At 59.8% G+C, this 24046-nt stretch carries 23 protein-coding genes and 1 pseudogene; 14 read left to right on the top strand and 10 right to left on the bottom strand.

The annotated features are described in order from the left end of the window. Positions 1–4: 4 nt before the first annotated feature. Positions 5–667: a response regulator transcription factor gene (locus tag C2846_RS07245; protein WP_119701102.1), complete on the top strand. Its 663-nt coding sequence runs from the start codon at positions 5–7 to the stop codon at positions 665–667. Positions 668–711: 44 nt separating this feature from the next. Then, complete coding sequence (locus tag C2846_RS07250) at positions 712–1530, top strand: SDR family oxidoreductase (protein WP_080051517.1); 819 nt, start codon at positions 712–714, stop codon at positions 1528–1530. 262 nt (positions 1531–1792) lie between these two features. On the opposite strand, the gene C2846_RS07255 is transcribed toward C2846_RS07250, so the two are convergent. Then, positions 1793–3028, bottom strand: coding sequence for a TIGR03862 family flavoprotein (locus C2846_RS07255; RefSeq protein WP_080051516.1), 1236 nt, complete (start codon positions 3026–3028; stop codon positions 1793–1795). Positions 3029–3103: 75 nt separating this feature from the next. Continuing rightward, positions 3104–4027, bottom strand: coding sequence for a histone deacetylase family protein (locus C2846_RS07260; protein WP_119701103.1), 924 nt, complete (start codon positions 4025–4027; stop codon positions 3104–3106). A gap of 142 nt (positions 4028–4169) precedes the next feature. Between C2846_RS07260 and tesB the strand changes: the two genes are divergently transcribed. From tesB to C2846_RS07275, 3 genes are read left to right on the top strand one after another with little or no spacing between them, the layout of a single operon-like run. Then, positions 4170–5033, top strand: a complete 864-nt coding sequence (gene tesB / locus C2846_RS07265; protein WP_119701104.1) for an acyl-CoA thioesterase II — start codon at positions 4170–4172, stop codon at positions 5031–5033. Next, positions 5030–5620, top strand: a complete 591-nt coding sequence (locus C2846_RS07270; protein WP_080051513.1) for an HAD family hydrolase — start codon at positions 5030–5032, stop codon at positions 5618–5620. Before tesB ends, C2846_RS07270 begins: the two co-directional genes overlap by 4 nt. Before the next feature lie 37 nt (positions 5621–5657). Then, on the top strand, positions 5658–6680 hold the full coding sequence (locus tag C2846_RS07275) for an HDOD domain-containing protein (protein WP_165443788.1): 1023 nt from the start codon (positions 5658–5660) through the stop codon (positions 6678–6680). A 9-nt stretch (positions 6681–6689) separates the two neighbouring features. On the opposite strand, the gene nadC is transcribed toward C2846_RS07275, so the two are convergent. Beyond that, positions 6690–7541 (bottom strand): carboxylating nicotinate-nucleotide diphosphorylase, encoded by an 852-nt coding sequence (nadC, locus tag C2846_RS07280; RefSeq protein WP_119701105.1) that lies wholly within the window; start codon positions 7539–7541, stop codon positions 6690–6692. 82 nt (positions 7542–7623) lie between these two features. After that, complete coding sequence (locus C2846_RS07285) at positions 7624–8994, bottom strand: alanine/glycine:cation symporter family protein (RefSeq protein WP_080051510.1); 1371 nt, start codon at positions 8992–8994, stop codon at positions 7624–7626. 430 nt (positions 8995–9424) lie between these two features. Between C2846_RS07285 and C2846_RS07290 the strand changes: the two genes are divergently transcribed. From C2846_RS07290 to C2846_RS19080, 5 genes and pseudogenes are all read left to right on the top strand, one after another. Beyond that, positions 9425–11674: a DUF1631 domain-containing protein gene (locus C2846_RS07290; protein ID WP_119701106.1), complete on the top strand. Its 2250-nt coding sequence runs from the start codon at positions 9425–9427 to the stop codon at positions 11672–11674. 108 nt (positions 11675–11782) lie between these two features. After that, positions 11783–12334 (top strand): 1,6-anhydro-N-acetylmuramyl-L-alanine amidase AmpD, encoded by a 552-nt coding sequence (gene ampD / locus C2846_RS07295; protein ID WP_119701107.1) that lies wholly within the window; start codon positions 11783–11785, stop codon positions 12332–12334. A 24-nt stretch (positions 12335–12358) separates the two neighbouring features. Beyond that, positions 12359–13168 (top strand): regulatory signaling modulator protein AmpE, encoded by an 810-nt coding sequence (gene ampE, locus C2846_RS07300; protein WP_119701108.1) that lies wholly within the window; start codon positions 12359–12361, stop codon positions 13166–13168. Positions 13169–14399: 1231 nt separating this feature from the next. Further along, positions 14400–14537, top strand: a pseudogene (locus C2846_RS19075) (HAMP domain-containing protein); the annotation flags it as partial. Between the two features lie 150 nt (positions 14538–14687). Beyond that, positions 14688–15392, top strand: a complete 705-nt coding sequence (locus C2846_RS19080) for a methyl-accepting chemotaxis protein (protein WP_420849027.1) — start codon at positions 14688–14690, stop codon at positions 15390–15392. Positions 15393–15450: 58 nt separating this feature from the next. Here C2846_RS19080 and C2846_RS07310 read toward each other — a convergent pair whose 3' ends face one another. The 3 genes from C2846_RS07310 to C2846_RS07320 all read right to left on the bottom strand — a co-directional run bounded on the left by C2846_RS07310 (position 15451) and on the right by C2846_RS07320 (position 17955). Then, positions 15451–16014 (bottom strand): cob(I)yrinic acid a,c-diamide adenosyltransferase, encoded by a 564-nt coding sequence (locus C2846_RS07310; protein ID WP_119701110.1) that lies wholly within the window; start codon positions 16012–16014, stop codon positions 15451–15453. Between the two features lie 62 nt (positions 16015–16076). Further along, complete coding sequence (locus C2846_RS07315) at positions 16077–16994, bottom strand: 2-dehydropantoate 2-reductase (protein WP_119701111.1); 918 nt, start codon at positions 16992–16994, stop codon at positions 16077–16079. Positions 16995–17004: 10 nt separating this feature from the next. Beyond that, positions 17005–17955: a GGDEF domain-containing response regulator gene (locus C2846_RS07320; protein ID WP_119701112.1), complete on the bottom strand. Its 951-nt coding sequence runs from the start codon at positions 17953–17955 to the stop codon at positions 17005–17007. Positions 17956–18063: 108 nt separating this feature from the next. Here C2846_RS07320 and C2846_RS07325 point away from each other — a divergent pair, with 108 nt between their 5' ends. Beyond that, positions 18064–18549 carry a YajQ family cyclic di-GMP-binding protein gene (locus C2846_RS07325; protein WP_080051502.1) on the top strand — a complete coding sequence of 162 codons (486 nt, stop codon included), beginning with the start codon at positions 18064–18066 and terminating at the stop codon, positions 18547–18549. Between the two features lie 84 nt (positions 18550–18633). Further along, a complete protein-coding gene (locus C2846_RS07330) occupies positions 18634–19473 on the top strand; it encodes a mechanosensitive ion channel family protein (protein WP_119701113.1) in 840 nt (279 codons plus the stop codon). Between the two features lie 37 nt (positions 19474–19510). On the opposite strand, the gene C2846_RS07335 is transcribed toward C2846_RS07330, so the two are convergent. Beyond that, positions 19511–21022, bottom strand: a complete 1512-nt coding sequence (locus C2846_RS07335; RefSeq protein WP_119701114.1) for an AmpG family muropeptide MFS transporter — start codon at positions 21020–21022, stop codon at positions 19511–19513. 24 nt (positions 21023–21046) lie between these two features. Then, a complete protein-coding gene (locus tag C2846_RS07340; RefSeq protein ID WP_119701115.1) occupies positions 21047–21394 on the bottom strand; it encodes an MGMT family protein in 348 nt (115 codons plus the stop codon). A 42-nt stretch (positions 21395–21436) separates the two neighbouring features. Between C2846_RS07340 and C2846_RS07345 the strand changes: the two genes are divergently transcribed. Further along, the gene (locus tag C2846_RS07345; RefSeq protein WP_119701116.1) at positions 21437–22447 is read left to right on the top strand and encodes a DUF481 domain-containing protein; all 1011 of its coding nucleotides are present in this window, start codon (positions 21437–21439) and stop codon (positions 22445–22447) included. A gap of 39 nt (positions 22448–22486) precedes the next feature. On the opposite strand, the gene C2846_RS07350 is transcribed toward C2846_RS07345, so the two are convergent. Then, entirely contained in the window at positions 22487–23245 is a 759-nt protein-coding gene (locus C2846_RS07350; RefSeq protein WP_119701117.1) for an SDR family oxidoreductase, read from the bottom strand. Positions 23246–23461: 216 nt separating this feature from the next. On the opposite strand from C2846_RS07350, the gene C2846_RS07355 reads away from it, so the two are divergent. Next, on the top strand, positions 23462–23911 hold the full coding sequence (locus tag C2846_RS07355; protein WP_080051496.1) for an FxsA family protein: 450 nt from the start codon (positions 23462–23464) through the stop codon (positions 23909–23911). The last annotated feature ends 135 nt before the right edge of the window (positions 23912–24046 follow it).

Genomic DNA, 24046 nt, shown 5'->3' on the forward strand with positions numbered 1-24046 from the left:
GTCTATGCATAGAGTCATGCTTTTGGAAGACCTGCCGGATGCCCAGCAATGGCTGACCCAGACAGTTCAACAGGTCTGGCCTGATGCGGTTATCCAGGTTTTTGATCGTCTTGGTGATGCGCTGGCTAAACTGGATGAGTTTCAGCCGGATCTGTGTCTGATCGATCTGCAATTGCCTGATGGCAGTGGCGTGGATCTGATCAAGGTAGCCCATGAGCGGATGCCGCAAGCCACGCTGGTTGTCTCGACCATGTACGATGATGACCTGTACCTGTTTCCGGCTCTGCAAGCCGGAGCTCATGGTTACCTGCTCAAGGATGAAAGTCAGCAGAGTATGGGCGAGGCGTTGCTTGGGATCAGTAGAGGTATTCCACCGCTTTCGCCACAAATTGCCCAGCGCATTTTGAGTTTCTTTCAGCAACCTGTACTGGCCACGGTTATGGCCGGGGTCAATAACCAGCAAGATGATGCCTGTATGCTGAGTGAGCGGGAGCGGGAGTTTCTGATGGTGATTGGCAATGGTTATCGCACGGCCGATGCTGCCGAGATGCTGGGGGTGAGCTATCACACGGCGGCTCGTCATGTTAAGAACATTTATGCCAAGTTGGGTATCACCAACCGTGCGGAGGCCGTGCAGGAGGCTATACGGATGGGGCTGGTGCGATAGACTTGCTGGTGCCAGACTGAAAATTACAAGAACAGGAGGCCGGCATGGGGATTGGCGTTTTTCACAACAAGGTGGTGGTGATCACCGGTGGTTGCGCTGGAATCGGCCGGGCACTGGCATTGCGTTTTGCCCATGCCGGTGCGCGGATCGCGATTCTCGATATTCAGGACGAGACGCTGGTTGCCTTCCGCCAACAGTTGATGGATAAGCTCAACGCCGAAGTGCTGGCGCTGCACTGTGATGTTGCCGACGAAGCCCAGTGCGAGCAAGCCATCTGCCAGGTGATCGAGCATTTCGGCGGTATCGATGTACTGATCAACAACGCCGGCATCACCCATCGCAGCGCCTTTGCCGAAACCGAACTGGCGGTATTTCGCCGGGTCATGGCGGTCAATTACTTCGGCGCTCTGCATTGCACCCGGTATGCTTTGGCCAGTCTGATCGAGCGTCAGGGCCAGGTGATCGTGCTCAGCTCACTGTCCGGCTTTGCGCCTTTGCTCTATCGCAGCGCCTACAATGCCAGCAAGCATGCCCTGCATGGGTTGTTCGAGACATTGCGTATGGAGGTACGTGAGCAGGGGGTCAATGTCATGCTGGTTAGCCCCGGGTTCACCGCCACCGATATCCGCAAGAATGCCCTGGTGGGCGATGGCTCGATCAGCCAGCAGGTGATCAATACGCCGTTCAAGGTCGCCTCGCCAACCGATGTGGCTGACGACATTTACCATGGTGCGCTCAAGCGCAAGCGTCTGCTGGTACTGTCCAATGTCGACTGGCGTGCGCGACTGGTGGCACGGCTGTTCCCGCGGTTGTTCGAGCGCTGGATGCTGCCGAAACTGTCAGGGCTCAATCATTCCCGTTAGGAAAACACTGATTAATTGCACATAAGCTCAGTCTCAGGGGATTGCACGGAGACTGGTGCCTGATCTGGGGAGCGTCGTCGGAATGCCGCCCAGCGCCGCGCGATGCTGGAGCTGCCGGATAGCAAGGTGTTGCAGGATAGCTCTGTGTCGCGCAGGCGCGCGACACTCCCAGGGGATTAGATCGTTCCCGTGCATGGGGCCCTCCAAAGGCGCTCTGCGCCCAGCCCGGCTCCAGCGCGGTTACGATGAAACGTCAACAGCCCTAGGATTTATTGTCCAGCCACTCCAGTACCCCGTTTGCGACCACCTGGCCGCTGGCGAAACAGGCGGTCAGCAGGTAGCCGCCGGTCGGCGCTTCCCAGTCGAGCATTTCTCCGGCACAAAACACTCCAGGCAGGGCTTTGAGCATCAGACCGTGGGTCAGCGCCGTGGCCATCACGCCGCCGGCGCTGCTGATCGCCTCGTCCAGCGGCCGGGTGGCGCTGAAGTTGATGCCGAGCTGTTTGATGCCAGCCGCCAATGCTGCCGGGTTCTGTAGCTGTTCATGGCACAGGTGCTCATGCAGCAGGGCCACTTTGAGCGGGTCGAGGCCGGCTTTTTTGCGCAGCACTGAGGCCAGTGACTGGCCCTTGCGCGGTTGGCTGAGTAGCCGTTCGAGCTGGGCCTGGTCACGGTCGGGCGCCATATCCAGGGTCAATCGGGCTTGCCCCTGTTGTTCCAGTTGTTGGCGCAGTTCGGCAGACAGAGCGTAGATCAGGCTGCCCTCCATGCCATCGTGGGTGACAATGCATTCGCCGCGCCGGCTCAGTATCTCACCGCTGGCGCTGGTGACTTGGGCAATGACCGGTTTCAGCGGCTGACCGGCGAAACGCTGGCTGAGATATTCACTCCAGTGACAGATGAACCCGCAGTTGGCCGGGCGCAGTGGGTTGATTTCCACGCCACAGGGTTCGAGCAGCTCAGTCCAGTGTCCGTCCGAGCCCAGGCGCGCCCAACTGCCGCCGCCCAGAGTCAGTACCGTGGCGTCGGCCTGGGCCAGATAGGGGCCGGCGGGGGTGTCGAAGCGTAGTTGTTGTTGCTCCCAGCCGAGCCAGCGATGCCGGGTATGCAGTTGCACGCCCTGATCACGCAGGCGCCGCAGCCAGGCCCGCAACAGCGGGGCGGCTTTCATGTCGGTGGGGAACACCCGGCCGGAGCTGCCGATGAAAGTGTCGATGCCCAGCCCTTGAATCCAGTTGCGTAACTGCTCGGCGTCGAACTGCGCAAGCCATTGCCCGACCCAATCGCTGGCTTCACGGTAGCGCTGAATGAACTCCGGTTTGGGTTCTGAGTGGGTAATGTTCATGCCGCCGACTCCGGCCAGCAGAAACTTGCGTCCGACCGAGGGCATGGCGTCATACAAGTCAACCTGCAAGCCTGCCGCACTGAGACGTTCGGCGGCCATCAGGCCGGTCGGACCTGCGCCGATAATGGCAATGTTGGGGCGATTGGTGGGCATCGGCGTGTCGTCGTATCAGGCAGAGCGCGCAGTGTAAGTAAAGCCGGGCAGCCCGGCAAATGCTGCAGACTGGGGTCAGCGGCCTAGCCCGCGTTCGTGCCAGATGGTCTGGGCGCAGTGGTGGAGTATGCCGTGACGCCGTGCCAGGGCATCGCGGTCTTTGGAGTAACCACCGCCGATCACGGCGCAGACCGGAATGTCACGGCCCAGGCAATGCTCCAGAACGAGGCGGTCACGGGCTGCCAGGCCCTGGTCGGTCAGGTTCAGATAGCCCAGGGCGTCGTCCCGGTGCACGTCAACCCCAGCGTCATAGAGGACCAGGTCGGGCTGGTAGAGCGGCAGCAGGTAGCCCAGTACATCTTCGACTACCTTGAGATAGCCTGCGTCATCCAACTGTCGGGGCAGGGGAATGTCCCAGTCACTGTGAGCCTTGCGCGCAGGGAAGTTGCTTTCGCAATGCAGTGAGACGGTAATGGCTTCGCTGTCGTGTTCGAGGATACGGGCAGTACCGTCGCCCTGATGCACGTCGCAGTCGAAAATCAGCACCCGCTGGATGCGGCCACTGGTGAGCAGGTAGCGGCTGATGATTGCCAGGTCGTTGTAGACGCAAAACCCTGAGGCGAAGTCGTAGTGGGCGTGGTGGGTGCCGCCGGCCAGATGGCAGGCCAGACCGTGCTGAAGGGCCAGTTCGGCGGTCAGCAGTGAGCCACCAACCGCGCGGGTGGTACGGCGCACCAGCGCCTCGCTCCAGGGCAGCCCCAGGCGTCGCAGTTCCTGCGGGCCGAGGCTGTTGTTACGAAAGCGGGCGACGTAGCCGGGGTCGTGGGCCAGACTCAGGATTTCATCGGGGCAATGCGTGGGTTGATGCAGGTTGTCAGTATGCAGAACGCCGCTGGCACGCAGGTGATCGTGCAGGCGCACGAACTTGTCCATCGGAAAACGATGTTGCTCGGGAAACTCGAAACTGTACTCCGGGTGGTACACCAGAGGAATGTCCATGGGGTGGCCTTTATGTTCCGGAATGAATCGATATAGCGCCATGCTGGCTTGGCAATGTTACCCAAATCCCGGGTTCGTGGTTAGAATGAACGTTGCTGCGGCAGGCTGTCGCAGTACCCCTGTTTGCTGTCGAGGAGCCCATATGAGCCAACTGCTGGATGATCTGGTACGCCTGTTGGCGTTGGAAAAGATCGAAGAAAACCTGTTCCGCGGAATGAGTCAGGATCTGGGCTTCAAGCAGTTGTTCGGCGGCCAGGTATTGGGCCAGTCGCTGTCGGCCGCCAGTCAGACAGTTGCAGCCGAGCGGCATGTGCATTCGGTGCATGGGTACTTCCTGCGTCCGGGCGATGCCAGCCTGCCGATTGTCTATCAGGTCGATCCGTTGCGTGACGGCGGCAGTTTTACTACCCGCCGGGTGCAGGCGATCCAGAAGGGCAAGCCGATCTTCACCATGATCTGCTCGTTCCAGGGGGACGAAGAAGGCTATTCACATCAGGTTGATATGCCTGATGTTCCCGGGCCGGAAGGGTTGGCTAATGAGACCGAGCTGACCCGTCGCTACCAGCACCTGATCCACGAAAAGGTGCGCGACAAGGTGATCATGGACAAGCCGATCGAGATTCGCCCGGTCGGTAATTTCTCGCCGTTCGACCCGAAGCCGGCCGAGCCGCGCCGCTATATGTGGTTCAAGGCCGATGGCAGTCTGCCTAACGACCCACAGGTACACCGCTATCTGCTGGCCTACGCTTCGGACTTCCACCTGTTGGGCACCGCGCTGCAGCCCCATGCGGTATCGTCGTGGTCCCGGGATACCCAGGTAGCCAGCCTGGATCATGCGGTCTGGTATCACCGCCCGTTGCGCATGGATGACTGGCTGCTGTACGCCATGGATAGCCCGTCAGCCAGTGGTTCGCGAGGCCTGTCACGTGGACAGATCTTCAATCGCGACGGGGTGCTGGTAGCATCGGTAACCCAGGAGTCGCTGATGCGCAAGCTGCAGCCCTGATCATGCGCGATCTGCAGGCCTGGATCTTTGATCTGGATGGCACCCTGACCATCGCTCAGCATGATTTTCCGGCCATTCGTCGTGAGCTGGGAGTGCCGGCCGAACAGGACATCCTAGGGTATATGGCGGCCTTGCCGGGGGCAGAGCGGCTGGCCATGCAGGCTGAATTGAACGCCATTGAGCTGCGTCTTGCGCGCGAGGTCGAGCCGGCTCCGGGAGCGGCCGACTTGGTCCGCCAGTTGCATCGTGAGGGTAAGCATCTGGGGATCCTGACTCGTAATCTGCGTCAGGTGGCCGCTTCGTCACTGGAGGTTATCGGGGTGCTCGATTGTTTTGCCGCTGGCAGTATTCTGGGGCGGGATGATGCGCCACCCAAACCGGACCCTGGTGGAATTCGGCTGCTGCTGGACAGTTGGGGGTTGTCAGCCGAACAGGCGGTCATGGTCGGCGATTATCGGTTTGATCTTGAGGCTGGGCGGGCGGCGGGCTGTCGTACCTGCCTGGTGCATGACAGTAACCTGTGGCCGGCGCTGGCTGACTGGCATCTGCCGGATTGTCGCCAGTTACTTTGGGAACTGAAGGCTTGATGGGCCTGGGGGTGGGCGCATGCCGGCAGGTGAGTGCATGCTGCGCCAACTGATGCATCGGCTGCTGGGCCGCCAACCAGCCCCGGCCAGGGTTGAGCCTGTTGTTGCCGGAGAGCCGCCAAAGGTATCGCATCGAGAATCGCCTGTCGCAGCCTCTGCCCCCGCCCAGCTGAACACTGACCTGGAATTGGCGGTTGTGGCTAGCCTGTTTGGTCTCGATACGCCGCTGATACAACCTCCGAACGAATTCGAACAGCAGGCCTTGAAGGCCTTGAAAGGCGTGCTGGCGGGGGACTTGAAGGACTCCAGCCTGGTACCCAGGTTGCCGTCTTTATTGCCGCAACTGATGAGCCATTTCCGTAGCCCTACGGTCAGCAGCAAGGGGTTGGCCGAGATGATCGGGCGTGATCTGGTGGCGGTTGGTGAAGTCCTGCGCGTGGCCAACAGTTCCTACTACCGGCGCAGCAAGGAAGTCACCAGTCTTGAGCAGGCGGTAGTGTTGCTGGGCGAGCGAGGGCTGCGCCAGGTTGTGGCCAATCTGCTGGTACGGCCGATCTTCAATACCCGTGACGGCCATTTCGGTCAGTTGGCCGGCGATCTGCTGTGGCGCCAGTCGGAACGGGTGGCTCAGGTTTGCGCCGCACTGGCGCGGGCCGAGCGTGGTAATGAGTTTCATGCCTATCTAGCCGGCATCTGCAGTCACCTGGGGTTGATGGTGGGTTGTCAGTTGCTGGATAGTCGTTTCCCTCGTGGTGGTTATGTGGCCAGCGAGTTGTTTTTGCGCGACTGGCTGCGTCTGGGCCGGCGTTTGAATGCCGGGGTGGCTCGGGCCTGGAACTTTCCGGCTGGGTGCTATCAGGTACTCGAGGCTATGACCGAGTCTGCACAGGTGCTGGCACCGGCGGCAGATGTAGAGCGTCTGGAGCTGGCCATGCGTGTTTGTCAGCAGCAATTGCTGGCGACTAGAAGTGGGCTTGCTGCGGCGTCGCAGGAGCCGGTCAACGAACTGCAAATGCGGCGCCTGCAGGTGGCCCGGCAGGCGCTGGAGCGCTGTTCGTAAGCGTTTTGCTTACAGCAGATGCAGGCGCATGGACAGGTCCACCGCCTTGATGTCCTTGGTCAGACTGCCGATTGAAATGTAATCGACCCCGGTTTCGGCGACGCTGCGCAGAGTTGTTTCATTGATGCCGCCAGAGGCCTCCAGCTTGGCCCGGCCAGCGGTCAGTTTAACAGCCGTGCGCATGTCTTCCAGGCTGAGCTCGTCGAGCATGATGATGTCGGCGCCAGCCTCAAGTGCCTGACGCAGTTCATCCAGGCTTTCCACTTCAACCTCTACCGGCTTGCCCGGCGCCAGAGCCCGGGCGGCAGTGATCGCCTGGGCGATGCCGCCGCAGGTGGCGATATGATTTTCCTTGATCAGGAAGGCATCGTACAGACCGATGCGGTGGTTGTCGCAGCCGCCGCAGGTCACTGCGTATTTCTGCGCCAGACGTAGGCCCGGCAGGGTTTTTCGGGTATCGAGCAGGCGCACATTGGTGCCTTCAACCAGATTGGCGAAATGGCGGCTGCGTGTTGCCGTAGCTGACAGGGTTTGCAGGAAATTGAGTATGCTGCGCTCGGCGGTCAGCAGCCCGCGGGCCGGGCCTTGCAGCAGGCACAGGGTCTGGTTGGCCTGCAATTGATCGCCATCGGCGGCGTGCCAGTCGGCGTGAATCTTGGGGTCAACCTGACGCAGCACTTCGTTGGCCCAGGCCACACCACAGAATACGGCCGGTTCACGGGTGATGATCCGGGCCTGAGCCTGGCGTTCGGCGGGAATCAGTGCAGCAGTGATATCGCCACTGCCGACATCTTCAGTCAGGGCGCGACGCACATCTTCTTCAATGCTGGTGTGCAGGCTGGCAAGGGTCAGGTTGGGCATGCGGACTCCGGGAGCACATCGATAATGCGCGGGAGTATACCCTAAAGCCCGGGCCGTTGCGGGGCGGCCCGGGCTGAAGTGCTTACTTGGTTTCCTTGAGCAGATTGGCCGGGTTGCTGAAGTAGTCCTTGGTCAGCTTGAAGACCACCGGACTGAGCAGTAGCAGGGCAATCAGGTTGGGGATAGCCATCATCGCATTCAGGGTGTCGGCCACCAGCCAGATGGTGCCCAGGTCGATTGCTGGTAGGGTGCCAAGCGGAATGGCAAGCACCCAGATCAGGCGGAACGGCAGGTTGGATCGTTCGCCGAACAGGAACTGGGTGCACTTTTCACCATAGAAGCTCCAGCCAATGATGGTGGTGAAGGCAAACACAGCTAGACCGATACTGACAATGTACTGACCCCAGCCGCCCGGCAGGCCGGCATTGAACGCCATAGCCGACAGCGAGGCTCCGTTGGCTCCGCTATCCCAGACACCGGTTACTAGAATCACCAGGCCGGTGATCGAGCAGACGATGATGGTGTCGATGAAGGTGCCGAGCATGGCTACGGTGCCCTGACGGATCGGGTTGTTGGTTTGAGCTGCTGCGTGAGCAATCGGCGCGCTGCCCAGACCTGCCTCGTTGGAGAACACCCCACGGGCGATACCGAAGCGCATCGCTGCCCAGACGGCGGCGCCAGCGAAACCGCCGGTAGCAGCGATCGGGTTGAAGGCGTAGTAGAAGATCATGCCGAAGGCTTCCGGCAGCTTGTCGGCATGGATGATCAGGATGATCAGGCCGCCACCTACATAGAACAGCGCCATCAGCGGGACCAGCTTGCCCGCCACTTCACCGATGCGCTTGATGCCGCCGAGCAGTACCAGGGCAACCAGCACGGCAATCACGATCCCGGTCACCAGTGGGTGGATGCCAAATGTGCTCGACAGGGCGTCGGAGACCGAATTGGACTGAATGGTGTTGCCGATGCCGAAACCGGCCAGCATGCCGAAGATGGCGAACAGAACACCAAGCCACTTCCATTTCGGGCCCAGGCCATTTTTGATGTAGTACATCGGGCCGCCGACGTGGTTGCCCAGTGCATCCTTTTCCCGGAAGTGGACCGCCAACACCGCTTCGGTGAATTTGGTGGCCATGCCGACCACTGCGATGGCCCACATCCAGAACAGTGCGCCGGGACCGCCGAAAAACAGGGCGGTGGCCACGCCGGCGATGTTACCGGTACCGATGGTGGCTGACAGTGCGGTCATCAGGGCGTTGAAAGGGCTGATATCGCCCTCTTCACTGCTCTTGCGACCTTTCCACAGCATCTTGAAACCGAAGCCGATACGGCGTTGTGGCGTGAACTTGAGACCGAAGGTCAGGTACAGACCGGTACCTGCCAGCAATATCAGCATTGCTGGCCCCCAAACAACGCCGTTTATGGCGTTGATCACATCAATGAGCGACTCCATCGATTAAAATCTCCCGAAGAGGTTGTTATAGTCATTAGTGCGAATGCGGCAGAAACATTCGCCCCGCCGTGATAGGCGGAGCTGATTGCTGGCCGCCAGCATGGCGCTTTACGCTATTGAGCATAAACCACAATTGCGCGCTCTGCTTCGGCGCTGTGCACAGCATGGCGGGGTTGTCGGGGGCGAGCCTGCCTGTGATCGTCGATTTGTTACAAGAATGCGTCTCGCGGACTATTTGGCTGTTTTGTGCCGAGAATCTGTGATGTCGGTCATAAACTTGAGTTCTGCTGTCTGGACAGTCGGTGAAAGACGGTATAATGCGTCCTTATGTTGACGCCAATTTTATGACTTACGGATAGTTGGTCACATTTTGCAGGGTAAGCTCCGGTGGCGTTGTTCATGACAAGCACGGCTTGTCCGGAGAAAGTGCATGTCCCAGGATTCCAAGGTTGTTCACATAGGTGGTGGCCGACGCTCAAGTGAGCCAGTTCCGCTATCCACCCTTCCGACGCTGCTGTTGCCAGTGCGTGACAAGGCACTCGGATATCTGCGCACGACATTGGCAGCCCTGTTCGACAATGCTGACGACAGTCTGTTTGAAATGGCTGACCGGGCCGGCAGCAATGCCGACCAGACTCTTTTTTTTGAGGCCATGCGACTGGTCCGCCTGCAGCGTCACGCCATCGAAAAGAGTTGTACCGACGGCCTGGTGCGGGAGCTGGAAGAGCTCAATCGGCCTGAAGTTTCGCCGGTTGGCGGGCTGTCCTTTGAACTGGACACCCTGACCTTGGTTCAGCCGGATGAGTTGGAGCAGAGTGTTGCGCTGGACAGCATGGTGGGCCGGGTAACCGCGCGCAACCAATTGCCGTTGGCGCACCTGGCGACCCGGGTCAATAGTCTGGTCAAGCGCAATATCGAGGAGCGCAGCAATCCGCTGGGACCGGCGCTGCTGGCTAAGGTGTTCGCTGACAGTCTGGCCACATTGCAACTCGACATCAAAGTGCGGCTGATCATATTCAAGCTGTTCGAGCGCTATGTATTCAATCCAGTTGACCAGCTCTATGCCGAACTCAATGAACAATTGATCGATGCGGGCATCATGCCTGATCTGCGTCTGGCGCAGGTTGGGCGGGGCGTGGTCCGCTCGGCGCCGGGTACTGGCAGTGTTGAGCGTGGTGGCATTGAGGTTCGAGAGCAGGAAGAACAGCAGATTCTGTCGTTGTTCAGTGATCTGATCGGTAGCTGGCGGCATGCCAGCGGCGATGCCGCCCTATCCGCGCTGGGCACTCCGGGAGCCATACCTCTGCCGAGCCATGAACTGCTCAGTGTGCTGGCACAACTGCCGGCAGGTGATCTGGCTGTTGAAGACATGGGCGGAGCTGGTTTACGGACCAGGGTTCAGCAATTGCTGAACAGTCGACGCCAGGCAACCGGCGAGGCGCGTACTCTCAATCGGATTGACGACGACGTCATCAATCTGGTGTCGATGCTGTTTGACTTCATACTTGATGATAACGAACTGCCGGCAGCGCTCAAGGCCATGATCGGGCGCCTGCAACTGCCGATTCTACGTGTGGCGATTGCCGACAAAAGCTTCTTCAGTCAGTCGGCCCACCCGGCTCGACGTCTGCTCAATGAGCTGGCGCGGGCAACGCTGGGTTGGAGTGATCATGACGACCTGCGCCGCGACCAGTTACATGGCTTGCTGGAATCTATCGTTGAGCGATTGCTGGCTGACAGCCAGCCGGGCCCTGAGTTGTTTGAAGCGTTGTATGGCGAGTTAACCGGGTTTGTGCGTTCCGAGCAGCGTCGTTCGGAGCGTATTGAGCAGCGTACCCGCGACGCGGAGTTGGGGCGTGCGCGTATTGAGGCCGCCCGCAGCGAAGTGGCGCGCAGTCTCAACAGCTTGTTGATGGGGCGTGTGCTGCCGGTGTTCGTGGTCGATCTGCTGCGCGATACCTGGAGCCAGGTTATGCAGATAACCTGGTTGCGCGAGGGTGGCGAGGCGCCGGCCTGGCGTCAGGTGGTGGCAGTGGCGGAGCAGCTGGTGGCTGGTATCGAGCCTTCCGATGAGCCGCTGGAGCGTCGTCAGAGTATGCACCTGGCTGTGCGTCGTGCCCTGCAGAAGGGTTTTGCCCTGATCGGCCAGGATGATGCGCGTAGTAACGAGCTGCTGCAGCGCCTGGAGGGGTTGCAGGCCCGAGTGTTGGATCAGACTGTATCCCGGGTTGAGGCGGTGGTAGCTGAACCAGCATTCGAGGAGCCCGAATCTGTTCAGAGCGTCATTTCTGAGCCAGAGCCTGCGCCGCCGGCGGTCGAAATCTGTGAGCCGGTGATGCCTGAGTCGGAGTCCGAAACCGTACCTGTGCTGGTGGACGACCTGCCCAGTGTCAAGGCCAGTGCCTGGATCGAGAGTCTGCATACTGGCGGCTGGTTCGAGCTGGCGCTGAGCAGTGAGCAGCCGGTCCAGCGTTGCAAGCTGGCGGCGATCATTGCCTTTAGCGGCAAGTATATCTTTGTCAACCGTAACGGCCTTAAAGTCGCCGAGTTCACCACGGCGGCGCTGGCCCAGCACTACGACGCTGGCCTGGTGCGCCTGCTGGACGACAATCAGCTGTTCGACCGGGCGCTGGAATCGGTGATCGGCAACCTGCGCAAGATTCAGGCGGCGCGTCACTGATTCACGGTCGCCTGCCGGCGGCTTCCCGGCTTCTTAGTGGGGTCGGGGTGCGTCTGGCGGGCAGGCCTGCTAGCATAGGGCCTCCTCTGTGAGCGGAGTTCCAGGCCGATGCAGGTCAATGAAGGCTGGCTTAGCGGGGTGATTCATTGCCCCTCGCCACATTTCAATCAACGGCCGACCGGCGAGAGCATCTCCCTGTTGGTAATCCACAACATCAGTCTGCCGCCAGGTGAGTTTGGCGGGGGGCATGTTCAGCGGTTCTTCCAGGGTAAGCTCGATAGTGCGGCTCATCCTTATTTCACCTTTATTGCCGAAATGCAGGTCTCCGCTCACTTTCTGATTGAGCGTACGGGCCAGATCACCCAGTTTGTGTCCTGTCTGGATCGTGCCTGGCATGCCGGGCAATCGCGGTATGCCGGGCGAGATCAGTGCAATGACTTTTCGATCGGCATCGAGCTCGAAGGTGCCGATGATGTGCCCTACAGCGACGCCCAGTACCAGGCTCTGAGTGCATTGACTCAGTGTTTGCGCAAGGCCTACCCGGCGATTACCCTGAGTCGGATTACCGGTCATGAGCACATTGCGCCGGGCCGCAAGACTGACCCGGGGCCAGCCTTCGACTGGGGACGTTATCTGCGCAGTCTGCGTCAATCCCGCTGATCCGGGGCTACAAGGAGAGTCACTATGAGTTTTCTGGTACTGGTACTGGTCGCCTTGATCTTGCGCTTCACACCTTGGCGCAATGGGTTGCCGGTCGATCTGTGTGGTCGCTGGAGTGCCTGGTTGCAGGTGCGTCTGGGTAATCATGCCGAGTGGCAGTGGATACTGCTGCTGATGCTGCCGCTGTTACCCCTGGCAATCCTGTTGTGGTGGGTGCAGGGTATGGCATATGGGCTCTTCAGTCTGGTGCTGCATGCGGCCGTACTGCTGTTGTGCGTCGGGCGCAGTGATCCGCTGGGCGCAATGACCAGCGCATTGGAACAGGCTTGGGCGCGAGGTGATCAGGAAGCTGCCAGTCTGGTAGCTGAGCGGGAGCTGGGTATTGTCTGTGATGAGTCGAATGGGTTGCTCAAGGCGGTGCGTGGCCGGTTGGTTTGGGAGGCTTGCCATGGCTATTTCGTGCCGGCTTTCTGGTATTTGTTGCTGGGTCCGCTCGGAGCTTTGGGGTATCGCCTGCTGGCTAGCGCCAGCGGCGAGAAGGGTGGGCTGGCCAATGTGTTGAGCCACTCTTTGGAGTGGCTGCCAAGCCGCCTGCTAGGGCTTAGTCTGGCGCTAGTTGGGCATTTTGACGCGACCCTGGCGGTTTTGCGCAGGCAGTTTGCACGCTGGGAACTGAGCAATGCCGAACTGCTTGAGCAGTGCACTGATGCAGCCTTGCAAGATAGTGCCCCGACACCGGAGCATGAGGGCATATTGGCCAGTGTCCGGATGCTGGTCAAACGTTCGTTGCTGGTGTGGGCCGTCTTTATTGCGCTCTATGCCGTGCTGGGTTAAAGATGCCGGCGTATTAGCCGATAGTAGCGGTGTAAGACATTTAATCATGGCTCGATTGCCTGGCAGGCGAGCTCATAACCGCACGGAAGACTGACAACGAGCCAGGAGGCCGCTTAATAATCATAACGATAATGGCTATGCCGGCGTTTGGCGCCTGCGGCCAGTCCCGAGAGCGACGGGGCGTTGTATTTGAGGAGAATTCTGCGTGAACAGTCTTCTGGCACCCGCCATAGCACTGATGAACAGGTTGAGCTACGGCATGAAGTTCTGCCTGATCAGTGTCCTGTTTTTCGTCCCCCTGCTTGTGGTCAGCAGTATGCTGGTCAAACAATCCTTTGAGCGCGTCCAACTGTCCCAGCATGCGTTGGATAGGTTGGAACTGGTGCGCCTGACCCTGGAGGTGGTCAAGCGGGCTGAAGTATTGAGAGATCTGGATCTGATTTCCTTCCATCTGGGGCAGGGTGACCAGGCCGCGACGCTGGAACAGTGGACCTTGGAGCAGCGCAACCAGATCATTGAGGCGCTACGTGGTCTGCCATATCGCAATGGTGATGTTGCAGCGGCCGATATGGTCATGCAGCGTGATGAGCTGCTGGCTTTCTATACGCGCATTGGCCAAGAGTCGATCCGCGCCCGGGCCGACATGTCGTCCCAGGCTTATGGTGCTTCGCTGTCGCTGCTGTCTGTCACGGCCAGCTATGCGGGGCTATTGCAGGACTTCGATGCGCTGGTGCGACAGCTCGGTGCGCTGGTGGTGGATGGGATTCCCCAGGTGACGGGAGCCTTGAGTTATGGCCGGGCGGTCGGTGGTTATGCAATGGGGCAGGGGTATCTGAGTTCGGGGGCCAGTCGGGAAATGGATGATCTGGTCGATGGGATGGGGCGCTTGCAGGCCGACTACCAGCAGGCGCTGGGGCTCATCCAGAGTCATCCGGATCTTACCGGGCTGCGTGCGGCCGCTGAAGCCAGTTTGGCCACGGTGGAGCGGACCCGTGAGATTTTCGAGGAAGATATCATCTTAGCCAATAGTCTGGACGGCAACTGGGCTGGGTTCTTCCAGCGCATCAGTAGCGAGATCGACAAATCCTACGCATTGGGGGCGGGCATCCTCAACAGCTTGGAGCCGGTGCTTGAGCATCGTCTGGGAGCCAATACCCGGGCCACCGTGTTGCTGGTGGTCGCGCTGGTACTGGTGATCGTGCTGATCATCTATCTGTATGCCGGCTTCTATATGGCCACCCGCAGAACTCTGAAGAAGTTGTCGGTGCTGATGGGGCAGGTGGCGCGGGGCGATATGACGGTCCAGGTCGAGGTTGACAGTCGCGATGAACTGGGGGCACTGGCTGCCGAGTTCAATGACAGTATCGGCCGGATTCGCGAGCTGATTCGCCAGGTTGGTCAGACCTCCAATCAGGTTCAGCAACAGTCCGAGCAGGTGGAAAGTATCTCGGCCGAAAGCAGTCAGGCGGTGGCAGCCCAGCGCAGCCAGATTGAGCAGGTGGCCACAGCCATGAATGAAATGGCCGCTACCTCGCAGGAGGTGGCGCGCAGCGCGGCCCTGGCCGTGAACAATGCCGAACAGGTCAACAACGAAACCCTCAATGGCCGGCAGCGAGTCGAGGCTTCGGTCGATGGTATTGAGAAGCTGGCGCGGGAAATCGAGAACTCGGTGAATGTGATCAACCGGCTGGCCGATGACAGCGCCTCAATCAGCCGGGTGCTGGATGTGATCAAGGGCGTGGCCGAGCAGACCAACCTGCTGGCGCTGAATGCGGCCATCGAGGCAGCCCGGGCCGGCGAGCAGGGGCGGGGGTTTGCTGTGGTGGCCGATGAGGTGCGTACGCTGGCGCGCCGGACCCAGGAGTCGACTGAGGAAATCGAGCAGATGATCGTGCGTCTGCAGGATGGTGTGGGGGCTGCGGTTAAGGCTATGGGTGCCAGCCACAGCATGACTGGTGAGGCGGTGGATGCGTCCTTGCAGGTGCAGCAAGCGCTGGGCAACATTCTGGCAGCGGTAACCCAGATCGTTGATCAGAGCCAGCAGATCGCCGCTGCGGCTGAGCAGCAGACCGCAGTCAGCCATGATATCGATCAGAACATCGTCGAGATCAACCATGCTGGTGAACGCACTGCCGAGGGGGCTCGCCAGGCCGAGCAATCCAGCAACCGCATGGGGCAACTGGTGCAGGAGCTGCAGCGAATCGTCAGTGCTTTCCGGGTCTGAGCGTTCTGGTTGTTGTGTCAACGCCCCCGGCTGGTCCGGGGCGTTGTCGTTAAAGGGGCTATTGCGGCTTGGGCTTGGGTGCCCACAGCACTTCGGGGGTGCCCTCGGCCTTGGCGATGCAGCGGGCAACGACAAACAGCAGGTCTGACAGCCGGTTCAGATAGATCGGGGCCTGCGGATTGACATCGTCCTGGCGCGCCAGGCTCAGATACCGGCGTTCTGCCCGGCGGCACTGGCTGCGGGCCAGATGAGCCTGGGCTACGCAACGTGAGCCGCCGGGCAAAATGAAGTTCTTCAGCGGTTCCAGTTCAGCGTTGTAGTCATCAATCAGTTGCTCCAGTGTGCTCACATCGCCGGCATCGATGATGTGGTGGCCGGGGATCGCCAATTCTCCGCCAAGATCAAACAGGCGGTGTTGAATTGGTCCGAGCAGCGCGGTGAACTGGTCCATACCCTGCCCGGCCAGTTCGGCCAGCAGCACACCGAGCTGGCTGTTCAGCTCATCGACACTGCCCATGGCTTCGATGCGTGGGTGATCCTTGCCGATGCGCTGGCCGTCGGCCAGACCGGTGTCCCCCTTGTCGCCAGTGCGGGTATAGACTTTGCTCAGGCGGTAGCCCATGGTAGTCGTGCTCCTAACAGCAAAAAACACTAGGTTAGCGTGAAACGGGCCAGGGCAACATATCAGTCGCGCGGCAAACCCAGTGTATCGAGCAGGGCTTTCAGCTCCTCGTGCAGAGACGTCAGTGCCGGGGTAGGTAGCCCTCGGTGTCTGGCCTCGCGGCAAGCGTAGCCAAGAATGTAGTCGATCTCGGTGCGGCGACGGGCATGGACATCCTGACGCATGGAAGAACTGTTGCCGGCGGTGGCCTGGATCACGCTGTGGATGCGCTCCCCCAAGGCTTGGCGACCAGGGCTGCGAGCGGCAATGCTGAGCAGGCTGTGCAGCTCATCAATGACCTGTTCAAGCTGGATTCCGGCCCGTGCCGGCACGTCACCGTTACGGCAGTCGAACAGGGCGGTGAAGGGGTTGATCGCGCAGTTGACCGCCAGTTTCAGCCAGAGTACCTCAAGAATTTGGTTATCCCAATGCCAGACGATCCCGGCTTGGTCTAGCTGATTCAGCCACGCGGGGGCTGCGCCGCCTTGTGGGTCGCCAATCCGGGTTTCGCCGATACCAGCCCAGCAGACGTGGCCGGGGGCCGGGCACCAGGCGCCGTCGGTCACACTGGCAAACAGGACGCGGGCATTGGGGAGCAGGGCCTGGGCCTGTTGCTGGCTACCCAGGCCATTCTGCAATAGCAGACAGTCGCTTTGGTCCAGTAGTGCAGCTGGCAGGCTGCTGAGTGCGCTGTGCACTTCATGGGCCTTGGTGGCCACGATCAGTCGCTCAATGGACTCATGGCAGTCGCTGATCGGCAAGGTTTCAATCGTCAGTAGCTCGCGCTGACTTGCCTGTTCAAAGATCAAAAGGTTGTTTCGGCTTTGCCATTCGGTCTGGCGCCGGGCATCTCGCAGGAGCAGGCGGCAGGGCAGGCCGGCGCGAGTCAGACGTGCCGCCCACAGCAGTCCCAGGCTACCGGCTCCGAGTATATGCAGCATCAGCCGTCCGTTACGGCACTTCAGTGATCAGGTTGGTGGCGTAGGCCTGTTCCAGTTGCTGTTCCACCTGCTCCAGCCAGGCGTTGGCATCGGCTTGTGACTGGCGCTGGCTGGCTGAGCCCAGGGCCATCCCGGCGCGAACCGAGAGATAACCCTCGCTGGTCTTGAACGCCTTGAGATTGAGGCCGTCATGCAAGCGGCGGAAGCTGTTGGGTTTGCATTCCAGTGGGTCGTCGGCCAGGGTAACGATGGCAAAGGCGTTGTTGCTGACCCGGGCGATCACGTCGGTGGGACGGACCAGTTGTTGCAGGCGGCGGGCGATTCCCTTGAGCAGTTCCTGGCGCACATCTTCGCCGAACCGGTTGCTCAGTTCGTCGAGATTCTGCACCCCGAGTACCAGCAGGCAGCAGGCACCTCCACGGGCTTCAACGTTGCGCAGGCTGTCGCTCAGGCGTTGGAGCAGGTAGCGACGGTTGCCGATGGCGGTCGGGCTGTCGACCAAATTGTGGGCTTCGAGTTGCGCATTGTTGACTGCCAGCAGGCGGTTCTCGTCGAGCAGGCGGTTGATCAGTTGCGAGGTGCGGTCTGCAGCGTAGATGCGCGGCAGCAGTTGCTCGTTCATGGCCGATTTGCTGATGAAGTCATCGACCCCGCGATCGAAGGCTTCGCCCAGTACATTGTCGCCTTCGCGGGCAGTCAGCAGCACCACGTAGGTGTAATGGTCGCTCTGCTCGTCGGCCTGGCGGATGCGGGTGGTCAGCTCCAGGCCATCCATTTCCGGCATCAGCCAGTCGGCGACCATGACACTGGCCGGGCGTTGTTCGTGCATGGCCAGGGCGTCCATGGCGGAACTGGCAAACCTGATGTCGGTATAACCCGCTTGAGACAGGGTATGGCCGATAACCGCGCTGCTGAATTTGGTATCGTCCACTACCATGATGCTTAACTGCGGGTTGGGCATGGCAAGGCTTCCGTTCAGGGTCTATGTCGTTTGAGGCTATAATGCCACGAGCTTGTGCTGTTGTTTTGCTATGAATGTCATAAAAATGTGTTTTATCGAGGTTAATGCATGCCATCGTTCGACGTGGTGTCCGAATTGGACAAACATGAAGTCACTAACGCCGTGGACAATGCGGTCAAGGAGCTGGACCGGCGCTATGACCTGCGTGGCAAGGGCAGTTTTGAGTTCAAGGACAAGGATCTTCTGGTGCAGTTGACGGCCGAAGCGGACTTTCAGTTGGGGCAGATGCTGGAGATCCTGCAAATGAGCCTGATCAAGCGCAAGATCGATATTCAGTGCCTGGAGATCAAGGATGCCTATGCTTCTGGCAAACTGGTCAAGCAGGAGGTTGTGCTGCGTGAAGGTATCGACAAGGAACTTGCCAAGAAGATCGTGGCTCTGATCAAGGACTCCAAGCTCAAAGTTCAGGCGGCGATCCAGGGCGATCAGGTCCGGGTAACCGGCAAGAAGCGTGATGATCTGCAGGATGTCATGGCCTTGCTGCGTGGCGCCAAGCTTGAAATGCCGCTGCAGTTCAATAATTTTCGCGATTGAAAAAGCGCTGATTGAATTTAAAGTCGGTGTCAGCCCCAGCAGGGCTGCTGGGTTTTCGTGTAATTAAAAAATCAGGAGAAGGTAATGGAAGATGTTATGACCCAATTGGATGGTCTGCAGGAGGCGTGGTTGCCGCTGGTCATGCAGTACGGCGGTCAGGTGCTGCTGGCGCTGATCACCCTGTTGGTCGGTTGGTGGATCATTGGGCGGATCAGCACCACCGTGCTGCGGCTGATGGAAAAGCGCAACGTCGAGGCGACCTTGCACGGTTTCATCGGCAATTTGGTCAATATTGGTCTCAAGGTTCTGTTGCTGATCAGTGTCGCCGGCATGATCGGTATTCAGACCACTTCGTTCATCGCGCTGATCGGTGCCGCCGGTTTGGCTGTCGGTCTGGCGCTGCAGGGCAGCTTGGCCAACTTCGCCGGTGGTGTACTGATTCTGTTCCTGCGTCCGTTCAAGGTCGGTGAATATATCGAGGCTCAGGGTACGGCCGGTACCGTGGACAGCATCCAGATCTTCCATACCGTACTCAAGACTCCGGACAACAAGACCGTGGTGATCCCCAACGGTAGCCTGTCCAATGGCAATATCATCAACTATTCGCGCCAGCCGACCCGGCGGGTCGACATCAATATCGGTATTGACTACGGCGATGATGTGAAGAAGGCCCGCGAGATTCTGCTGCGTCTGGCTCAGGCAGATGCCCGGGTGTTCAAGGATCCGGCGCCGGTGGTCTGGTTGGTGTCGTTGGGTGACAGCTCGGTCGATCTGTCCCTGCGTATGTGGACCAAGACCGAGGACTACTGGGGCGTTTTCTTTGACACCATCGAGGCGGCCAAGGAAACCTTCGACCAGGAAGGCATCACCATCCCATTCCCGCAGCGTACTGTGCATATGGTCGCGCAAGCCAGCAACGGCTGATCTGTTTGGGGGCGTCTATGGCGCCCCCAATCGTTTCTTACCCCTCATCAATCCCTGGGCGCCTGCTGCGGTCGGGGTGTGCGACCTTTAGCAATATCGCTACCAGAATGATCGCCGGAACCCCGGTCAGGGCGGTGATGATGAAGAACATCTCCCAGCCGACATGCGCGGCCAGAACTCCGGTGAAGCCGGCGGCGAACTGCCCTGGAAGGGTCATCAGTGAGCTGAACAGCGCGTACTGGGTGGCGGTGTAGGCGGTGTTGGTCAGGCTCGACAGGTAGGCGATGAAGACTGAGATCGCCAGGCCGCCGGTGATGTTGTCGGCAATAATCGCCATTATCAGGCCATGCTGCTGGGGACCGATATGGGCCAGCCAGGCAAAGGTCAGGTTGGTCGCCGGGGCCATGAAGGCGGTAAACAGCAGAATTGGCGCAATCCCGAAACGAGCCACCAGCACTCCACCGATGGCGGCGCCGGCCAGGGTCATGGCCAGGCCGAATGCGGCAGCGATATTGGCGATTTCGGCCTTGCTGAAGCCCAGGTCCAGATAGAACGGGTTGGCCATCACGCCCATGAAGATATCGCTGATGCGAAAACAACCGATGAACAGCAGGATGATCAGTGCGGCTTTGCCATAACGCTGGAAAAACTCGGCGAACGGGCAAACCACGGCACCGATGAACCAGGCTGTGATGCTTCTGCGCCAGCCATTGTGTTGGGTGTTGGCCAGGTAACTGTTGACCCGCTGCTCGAACTGGGCAGTCGACTGGGTAACCGCAACCTTGGGTTCGGCGATGATCAGAGTGGTGATGATGCCGACCAGCATCAACAGCGCCATACACAGATAGGCCAGAGTCCAGCCGTTGACTACGGTGATCAGTCCCCAGTCATAGAACAGGGTGCGCAATGAATTGAGCACCAGATTGATGGCCAGGCCAATACGTGACCGGCCACCAGCTTCCTCGGTGTAGACCGGTGGTGGGGCTGTGGGGTCCAGGGCGGCGATGTGCAGGGCTCCGGCCCCGGCGGCCAGGATCGCCACCCGGTAACCGGTGACATAGGTAGCGGCCATGGCCGCCTGGCGATGCTTGGCTTCAGCCTCGACCCGGTAGGCGTCGATGGCGATGTCTTGGGTGGCTGAGCCAAAGGCGGTTAGAATGCCGAACAATGCGATCAGGCCCAGATTTTCGCGTGGATCGGTTAGCGCCATTCCCAGCAGGGAGCCGGCGATAACCACCTGAGCCAGTATCATCCAGGCCCGGCGCCGACCGAGCCAGCGGGTCAGCAGCGGGACTGGCGCACGGTCGATCACGGGGGCCCAGAGTACCTTGATCGAGTGGGCCATGCCGACCCAGCTCAGAAAGCCGATGGCGGCCAGGTCAATGCCCAGGTCGCGCAACCAGGCACTGAAGGTGCCACCAACCAATAACAGCGGCAGGCCGGCGGAAAAGCCGAGGAACAGCATGCCCAGAACCCGGGGATTGAGGTAAACCCGCAGCCCTTCGTGCCGGGAGCTATTGGCCAGGGTTTCGCTGTGTGATGCTTTCATGGAGTTCCTTGGGGTGTATGAGGCTCAATCCGGCCAGCCATAACGTTTCATATTGACTCGTCGAGCGCTAACCATAATGCCTTCGTCCATCAGTCGGCGGTATTGTTCCTGACCGGCCGGGCTATCGGCTGGCAGTGACAACTGCCCCTGGCTGTTGACCACGCGGTGCCAGGGCAGATTACTGCCCTCCGGCAACTGCCCGAGCCAGCGACCGATTTGCCGGGCACCGCGTCCCAGGCCCGCCAGTTGGGCCAGTCGGCCGTAGCTGGTGACCCGACCAGCGGGGATGCTGGCCAGCGCTTGCAGGAAACGTTGCCAGGATTCATTGGTCGAACCCTGGGGAATGCTTGCTGGCACTGGTGGCTGGGGCATGAATAGTAATGCTCGAATCTGACTTGATGTTAAGGATGTTGTATGTGGTGCAGGCCGTACTGTCTTTTGTTGTTGCTGTGTTTCAGCTTGCCGACCCTGGCCGATACCCTGTGGCTCGACAATGGTGATCGACTGACCGGCAAGATCGAACTGCTTGAGGGCAGCAAGCTGGTAATAGTCACTGATTTTGCCGGTCGGGTGACGGTGGATGTCAAGCGAATCCGCACGCTGGAGAGTGATCGGACCCTGCTGGTCAAAACCCTGGGGCAGGCCGAACGGGCCATGGGGCTTATGGCTTCGGATACTCCGGGCACTGTGCTGCTGGTCAATGGCCTGCCAGAGCCCCAGGAGCTGCCGATCAGTGCGATCAGGCAGATGCTTGAGCCGCAGCCAGTGATCGAGGACTGGGTCTGGGAAGGCAAGGCCAATGTCGCGCTGGATATCAAGGATGCCGAGACCGATCAGCGTGACCTGGATATCAGCATCGATACCCAAGCCCGCCACGGCGACTGGCGGCATGGGTTGGCCTATGAGTTCGAGCGTGACTTTCGCAATGATGTGAAGAGCCGGCATGTCTGGGATGCCGAGTACGATCTGAGCTGGTTTTTTGCCGATCAGTGGTTCTGGCAGACCAGCGCCAGTTATCAGCGTGACCTCATAGGCGATATCGAGCGCCGTATACAGTTTGGTATGGGGCCAGGCTATGAGTGGTGGAATAGTGCTTTGGGGCGTTTTGAAACCTCGGCCCGGCTGGACTATCTGCAACTGGACGAGCGCACGGGCGAGACCTGGCATACCAATGCGTTAGCGCTGGAGTGGGACTACCGACGCTTTTTGTTTGGCAAGCGTTTCCAGTTGTTCCACAAGGCTGAAACCCTGATTCCCGACGATGATGCAATCCGCTATGCGGTTGATGCTGAGCTGGGGTTGCGCTATCTGCTCAACAGTTGGATGGCACTCAGCCTGAGTACCGACTGGGACTATCTCAAGACCACTGACGATACCGGGACCAACTACAAGCGCTATCGGTTAGGGCTGGGGGTCAACTGGTGAAACTAAAGGCCCGGGCCACAAGTAGCCCGGGCCGGGCGGCTAGATGCGCAGACCACCATCGAGTTCAAGGATGCGACCGGTGTAGTAGTCGTTCTCGAACAGGTAAGCCGCCGAATGGGCGATTTCGGCTGGCTTGCCCATGCGCTTGAGCGGAATGCCAGAGGTCATCTTTTCCAGTGCCTCGGGTTTCATGCCACCGGTCATCTCGGTTTCGATAAAGCCCGGGGCGATGCCGGCCACGCGAATGCCATAACGCGCCAGTTCCTTGGCCCAGACCACAGTCATGGCAGCGACCCCGGCCTTGGCTGCGGAGTAGTTGGACTGACCGATGTTGCCGGCGCGGGAGATCGAGGAAATGTTGATGATCAGGCCCTGGTTGCCCAGTTCGATCATCTTCGCCCCGACTTCACGGGTGCACAGGAACACGCCGGTGAGATTGACGTCGATCACCGACTGCCATTGCGCCAGGCTCATCTTTTGGATTTCGCCGTCCTTGCTCTTGAGCAGCAGACCGTCACGCAGGATGCCGGCATTGTTGATCAGACCGTTGATAGCGCCGAAGTCACTGGCTACCTGGTTGACCATGTCGGTGACCTGTTCTTCATTGGCGATATTGCACAGATAGGCTCGGGCATCGCCACCGGCAGCCTTACACGCGGCTACCGCTTCGTCCAGTCGCTCCTGGTTCAGATCGACCAGTGCCAGACGGGCACCCTTGGCGGCGAGAAATTCGCCCATTGATCGGCCCAGGCCCTGACCGCCGCCGGTAATGATGATCACGCTATCTCTCAATTGCATGCTTGGCACTCCTCATAGCCAATGAAATCGGATGGGAAAACAGGGCTGCAAGCATGCACCAGATGGGGTGAATAGAGAAGACCCGTTTGGCGTATTTGGTCATCTTTTGACTTTGATGTCGGTGCGGCTACCGATACTGCCATCCGTCGGCCTGTCTTGAAACGGCCGGGCAGCGTACCCATATAAGGATTTTGGTCACTGAGAGCTGAGGCTTGCATGCCGTTTTTCCGATTTCTTCTGTTGCTGGTACCGCTGCTCGAACTGGCCGGCTTGATCCTGCTGGGGCAGGCCATCGGCGTAGGGATGACTCTGCTGTGGGTGCTGGTCAGTGGTTTGCTGGGCATTGCCTTGATTCAGCGCCAGGGTTGGGCAATGGTTCAGCGCCTGCAGGTGCAAATGGCGCATGATCGCTCACCGTTTGCCGTCTTGCGCTCAGGGTTCTGGGGTGTCCTGGCGGGCGTACTGTTGATGTTCCCAGGGGTGATTACCGATGCGCTGGCGATTCCCTGCCTGCTGTTGGCCTGGCGCAGTCGTGGTCAGCCGGCTCCGGGTGAGCCGGGTGGCCCGCAGGTCTGGCAACGCGGTGGTCACACCATCATTGAGGGTGAGTGGGAAGCCAAGTCCGAGGCCGAGCGTCGCACTGACCGGCAGATTGGCGATCAGTGAAAAAATTTGCTGTACGCCCCTTGAAATGGCTTGCCTGGTCCCCATTAAGGATTCACCCGTTTTGACGAGCCCGCCACGGCGGGCAGCAGGACAGTGACGCGACTCTGCAACAGAGGTCCGTCCTTCAGGCCGCAA

Source organism: Pseudomonas jilinensis (assembly GCF_003586265.1).
GTDB lineage: Bacteria > Pseudomonadota > Gammaproteobacteria > Pseudomonadales > Pseudomonadaceae > Halopseudomonas > Halopseudomonas phragmitis.

Coding starts and splice junctions, on each gene's coding strand:
- C2846_RS07245 (WP_119701102.1), top strand. CDS start 5: ATGCATAGAGTCATGCTTTTGGAAGACCTGCCGGATGCCCAGCAATGG.
- C2846_RS07250 (WP_080051517.1), top strand. CDS start 712: ATGGGGATTGGCGTTTTTCACAACAAGGTGGTGGTGATCACCGGTGGT.
- C2846_RS07255 (WP_080051516.1), bottom strand. CDS start 3,028: ATGCCCACCAATCGCCCCAACATTGCCATTATCGGCGCAGGTCCGACC.
- C2846_RS07260 (WP_119701103.1), bottom strand. CDS start 4,027: ATGGACATTCCTCTGGTGTACCACCCGGAGTACAGTTTCGAGTTTCCC.
- tesB (WP_119701104.1), top strand. CDS start 4,170: ATGAGCCAACTGCTGGATGATCTGGTACGCCTGTTGGCGTTGGAAAAG.
- C2846_RS07275 (WP_165443788.1), top strand. CDS start 5,658: ATGCTGCGCCAACTGATGCATCGGCTGCTGGGCCGCCAACCAGCCCCG.
- nadC (WP_119701105.1), bottom strand. CDS start 7,541: ATGCCCAACCTGACCCTTGCCAGCCTGCACACCAGCATTGAAGAAGAT.
- C2846_RS07285 (WP_080051510.1), bottom strand. CDS start 8,994: ATGGAGTCGCTCATTGATGTGATCAACGCCATAAACGGCGTTGTTTGG.
- C2846_RS07290 (WP_119701106.1), top strand. CDS start 9,425: ATGTCCCAGGATTCCAAGGTTGTTCACATAGGTGGTGGCCGACGCTCA.
- ampD (WP_119701107.1), top strand. CDS start 11,783: ATGCAGGTCAATGAAGGCTGGCTTAGCGGGGTGATTCATTGCCCCTCG.
- ampE (WP_119701108.1), top strand. CDS start 12,359: ATGAGTTTTCTGGTACTGGTACTGGTCGCCTTGATCTTGCGCTTCACA.
- C2846_RS19080 (WP_420849027.1), top strand. CDS start 14,688: ATGGCCGCTACCTCGCAGGAGGTGGCGCGCAGCGCGGCCCTGGCCGTG.
- C2846_RS07310 (WP_119701110.1), bottom strand. CDS start 16,014: ATGGGCTACCGCCTGAGCAAAGTCTATACCCGCACTGGCGACAAGGGG.
- C2846_RS07315 (WP_119701111.1), bottom strand. CDS start 16,994: ATGCTGCATATACTCGGAGCCGGTAGCCTGGGACTGCTGTGGGCGGCA.
- C2846_RS07320 (WP_119701112.1), bottom strand. CDS start 17,955: ATGCCCAACCCGCAGTTAAGCATCATGGTAGTGGACGATACCAAATTC.
- C2846_RS07325 (WP_080051502.1), top strand. CDS start 18,064: ATGCCATCGTTCGACGTGGTGTCCGAATTGGACAAACATGAAGTCACT.
- C2846_RS07330 (WP_119701113.1), top strand. CDS start 18,634: ATGGAAGATGTTATGACCCAATTGGATGGTCTGCAGGAGGCGTGGTTG.
- C2846_RS07335 (WP_119701114.1), bottom strand. CDS start 21,022: ATGAAAGCATCACACAGCGAAACCCTGGCCAATAGCTCCCGGCACGAA.
- C2846_RS07340 (WP_119701115.1), bottom strand. CDS start 21,394: ATGCCCCAGCCACCAGTGCCAGCAAGCATTCCCCAGGGTTCGACCAAT.
- C2846_RS07345 (WP_119701116.1), top strand. CDS start 21,437: ATGTGGTGCAGGCCGTACTGTCTTTTGTTGTTGCTGTGTTTCAGCTTG.
- C2846_RS07350 (WP_119701117.1), bottom strand. CDS start 23,245: ATGCAATTGAGAGATAGCGTGATCATCATTACCGGCGGCGGTCAGGGC.
- C2846_RS07355 (WP_080051496.1), top strand. CDS start 23,462: ATGCCGTTTTTCCGATTTCTTCTGTTGCTGGTACCGCTGCTCGAACTG.